The sequence below is a fragment of the Patulibacter sp. genome, from assembly GCF_030655195.1.
GTDB lineage: Bacteria > Actinomycetota > Thermoleophilia > Solirubrobacterales > Solirubrobacteraceae > Patulibacter.
The window spans coordinates 1-3469 of sequence record NZ_JAURWA010000170.1; the positions used below are offsets into that span (position 1 = coordinate 1).

At 76.4% G+C, this 3469-nt stretch carries 5 protein-coding genes; 3 read left to right on the plus strand and 2 right to left on the minus strand.

Annotated features, from left to right (window positions below):
- The first annotated feature begins 239 nt into the window (after positions 1 to 239).
- Positions 240 to 1715, plus strand: coding sequence for a PLP-dependent aminotransferase family protein (locus tag Q7T67_RS18375; protein WP_304793207.1), 1476 nt, complete (start codon positions 240 to 242; stop codon positions 1713 to 1715).
- Positions 1716 to 1806: 91 nt separating this feature from the next.
- Positions 1807 to 1962, plus strand: a complete 156-nt coding sequence (locus tag Q7T67_RS18380; protein WP_304793209.1) for a hypothetical protein — start codon at positions 1807 to 1809, stop codon at positions 1960 to 1962.
- Between the two features lie 88 nt (positions 1963 to 2050).
- On the opposite strand, the gene Q7T67_RS18385 is transcribed toward Q7T67_RS18380, so the two are convergent.
- Positions 2051 to 2392, minus strand: coding sequence for a metal-sensitive transcriptional regulator (locus tag Q7T67_RS18385; protein ID WP_370695423.1), 342 nt, complete (start codon positions 2390 to 2392; stop codon positions 2051 to 2053).
- A gap of 162 nt (positions 2393 to 2554) precedes the next feature.
- Between Q7T67_RS18385 and Q7T67_RS18390 the strand changes: the two genes are divergently transcribed.
- Positions 2555 to 2944 (plus strand): histidine kinase dimerization/phospho-acceptor domain-containing protein, encoded by a 390-nt coding sequence (locus tag Q7T67_RS18390; RefSeq protein WP_304793211.1) that lies wholly within the window; start codon positions 2555 to 2557, stop codon positions 2942 to 2944.
- 73 nt (positions 2945 to 3017) lie between these two features.
- On the opposite strand, the gene Q7T67_RS18395 is transcribed toward Q7T67_RS18390, so the two are convergent.
- Complete coding sequence (locus Q7T67_RS18395; protein WP_304793214.1) at positions 3018 to 3302, minus strand: DUF427 domain-containing protein; 285 nt, start codon at positions 3300 to 3302, stop codon at positions 3018 to 3020.
- Positions 3303 to 3469: the final 167 nt, after the last annotated feature.

Sequence of the window (3469 nt, forward strand, 5' to 3'; positions counted from 1 at the left end):
GCGGAGCTCGGACGTGCCGGCCGGGCGGACCGGGGCGACGCCGGGGGCCGTGCCGGCGTCGGCCGTGGCCGCGCCGGAGCGGGCGGCGACGCCCTCGAGGGACGGGCGGTGGGTGGTCCCGCCGGTGGAGAGGAAGCGGGCGAGGGGGCTCTGCGGATCGAGGTCGGTCGTGGACATGACTCCATGGTGGCGCGAAGTGGACTTGTCATCCAGGTCCACTTGCGGCAGAGTGGTCTGCGATGGCCTCCCGCAGCATCAGCGCCCCCTCCCTCGTGCGGCAGCTGGGAGGCTGGCGCGACGACGAGCGGGCGGGCGCCGGCGGCGACCCGCTCTACGTGCAGCTCGCCGACGCGATCCGGCTGCTCGTCCTCGACGGGCGGGTCCCGCTCGACGTCCGCCTGCCGGGCGAGCGCGAGCTCGCCACCGCGCTCGGGGTCAGCCGGACGACGGTGTCGACCGCGTTCGGGCGGCTCCGGGAGCAGGGCCACCTCGTCAGCCGGCACGGCTCCGGCAGTCGGACGAGCGTGCCCGCGGGCCCCGGCGCCCGCAGCGTCGGCGGCCTCGTCGCCGACGACGACAGCGGTGCGATCGACCTCGGTGCCGCCGCGCTCCCCGCCGCGCCGGGGGTCCACGCCGCCTACGCCGCGGCCCTCGCGGGCCTGCCCGCGCACCTGCCCGGCCACGGCTACCAGGCCCTCGGCGTCCCCGAGCTCCGGCGCGCCCTGGCCGACCGCTACACCCGCCGCGGGCTGCCCACCACGCCGGAGCAGATCCTCGTCACCAGCGGCGCGCAGCACGCATTCGTCCTCGTCCTCCAGCTGCTCGCCGGCCCGGGGGACCGCGTCCTGGTGGACCACCCGACCTACCCGCACGCGATCGACGCGATCACCCGCGCCTCCTGCCGGCCGGTACCCGTGGGCCTGCCCGCCGAGCGGGGGTGGGACGTGGACGGGGTCGAGGCGGCCCTGCGCCAGACCGGCCCGCGGCTGGCGTACCTGCTGCCCGACTTCCACAACCCCACGGGCCGCCTGATGGCCTCCGCGGACCGCGAACGGATCGCCGGGGCGGCGGCGCGGGCCCGTACCACGGTGGTGGTGGACGAGACCATGGTCGACCTGGGCCTCGACGGTCCGCCCCCGGCGCCGTTCGCGGTGCACGACCCGACCGGCTCGACCGTCGTCACCGTCGGCGGCACGAGCAAGAGCTTCTGGGGCGGCATGCGCACGGGCTGGGTCCGCGCCGACGAGGCGACGATCAGCGGCCTGGCGGGGATCCGCCCGGGGCTGGACCTCGGCACGCCGATCCTCGAGCAGCTGGCGACGGCCGAGCTCCTGCGCGACGACGAGGCCGGGCTCGTCGAGCGCCGCGCGATGCTGGCGGAGCGTCGCGACCGCCTGACCGCGGCGCTGGGGACGCACCTGCCGGAGTGGCGCGTCGAGCGCTCGCCGGGCGGCAACTCCCTCTGGATCGAGCTGCCCGCGCCGGTGAGCTCGGCGCTGACCGCGTCGGCGGAGCGCCACGGCGTGCGCGTGGTCCCGGGGCCGCGGTTCGGGGTGGGGGGTGCCTTCGAGCGCTTCCTGCGTCTGCCCTACACGCGGCCGGCGGAGGAGCTGGAGGACGCCGTGGCCCGCCTGGCCGCCGCCTACGCCGACCTGCGCGTCGGGTCGTCCCCGGGCCCGGCGCACCGCGTGGCACCGGTCGGCGCGGTCGTCTGAGGCGTCGCGCTCCGGGGCCGCCCGGGCTCCGTCATCCGTCCGCCCCTTCCTGCCCGGCGAATGTGATGGTCGTCACAGGGTAAAGACGACCATGAACCTCTACGGACTCGTCGTCGCCCTCGCTGTCGTCGCGCTGGTGCTCTTCATCGCGAAGGTCGCGATCGGGGGCGGCATCATCGGCCTCCTCGCGATCGTGCTCCTCGTCTACATCGTGCTGAACGCGCGGGGGACGCGCAGCCGCTTGTAGGCGACGACGCCGGTGCGGGCTCCGCGCCGGCGTCGTGCCCCGGGACGTGGGGCCGGGCGGGGTGGCGGCGGAGCCGGGGCTGCGACGGTCAGCCGCGGCGCAGCATGCGGCCGACGGCGGCCATCAGCTCGTCCGTGCGCTCGAGGCGCTGGTCGCCCTCGGCGCCCGCGACGCAGGTCCGCGCGTGGTCGTCGAGCAGCCCCAGGGCCACCTTGTCGAGCGCCGCCTGCACCGCGGAGATCTGCGTCAGGACGTCGATGCAGTACCGGTCCTCGTCGACCATCCGATCGATGCCGCGCACCTGGCCCTCGATGCGCCGCAGCCGCGAACGCAGCTGGTCCTTCGTCGCCGAGTAGCCGCGCTGCGTCGCCGCCCCGGCGTCCTCGGGGATCGCTCCTGCTGCGGGCGGCGCAGGCGACGAGGCGTCCATCGGGCCATCGTAGCGATACCCCCGGGGGGTGCCGCAGGGCGGCGGCGCGGGGCGACCTGCGGAGTCGATACCCGACCGATCGACGTCTGGGCGGCGCCTGCCACGGCGGGCGGTCAACGTCGTGGTCCGCTCCTCGTCGTCCCGTCCCGCAGGTCCCGCTTCGTGAACCACGCCTCGAACCCCATCCCACCGCCCGCCGGCTCCCCGGCCGTCGACGTCGCACCGACCGCGACGTCCGGCGATACCGACGCCCGGCTCGCGGAGCTCGGGCGCATGCAGGCGCTGGTCGTCTCGACGGCCGCCCACGAGCTGCGGACCCCGCTGACGGTGCTGCGGGTGCACGCCGACCTGCTGCTGGAGGCCTCGGGTGAGCTCGGGCCCGACGAGCGCCGGTCGCTCGAGGCGATCGCGCGGGCCGTCGTCCGCCTGCAGGACGTCAGCGAGCACCTCGTCGCCGAACTCCGCGAGACCGCGGGCGGCGCCGAGGACGCCCTCCGCCGGTGGCTCGTGCTGGAGCAGGGCTCGACGCGCACCCGTCCGCTGACGGCCTGAGCGGCGCCCGCTCCCGGGCCGTCCGGGCACGGACGAGGCCGATCCGGCGCCTCGCCCCCGCCCCGGCCGTCGGTCAGTCGGTGACCTCGACGCCCTTCCAGAAGGCGACGTGGTCCTTGATCTCGGCTGCCGCGTCCTTCGGCTCCGGGTAGAACCACGCCGCGTCGGCGTTCGTCTCGCCGTCGACCTCGATCGACAGGTACGAGGCGGTGCCCTTCCACGGGCAGAAGCTGTCGGCGGTCGACGGGCGGACGAGGTCCTCGCGCACCGAGGAGCGCGGGAAGTAGTGGTTGTTCTCGACGATCACGGTCTCGTCGCTCGAGGCGATGACCGTGCCGTTCCAGGTGGCGGTGGGCATGGACCGATCATGCCCGACCGTCCGTCCCGGCCAGGGGCCGCGGGCCCGACGGACCCCGCCGGCGTCGGACGGCCGTCCGGCCGAGGGCCGGCGCGCGCCGAGAGCCGCGGCGCCTGCGGCCGTCGTCCTGGCGCCGACCGACCGCGGACCTGGGAGGTGTGCGCCGG

Excerpts from the sequence above, each read along its gene's own strand:
- Q7T67_RS18395 (WP_304793214.1), bottom strand. The coding sequence starts at position 3,302 with ATGCCCACCGCCACCTGGAACGGCACGGTCATCGCCTCGAGCGACGAG.
- Q7T67_RS18375 (WP_304793207.1), top strand. The coding sequence starts at position 240 with ATGGCCTCCCGCAGCATCAGCGCCCCCTCCCTCGTGCGGCAGCTGGGA.
- Q7T67_RS18385 (WP_370695423.1), bottom strand. The coding sequence starts at position 2,392 with ATGGACGCCTCGTCGCCTGCGCCGCCCGCAGCAGGAGCGATCCCCGAG.
- Q7T67_RS18380 (WP_304793209.1), top strand. The coding sequence starts at position 1,807 with ATGAACCTCTACGGACTCGTCGTCGCCCTCGCTGTCGTCGCGCTGGTG.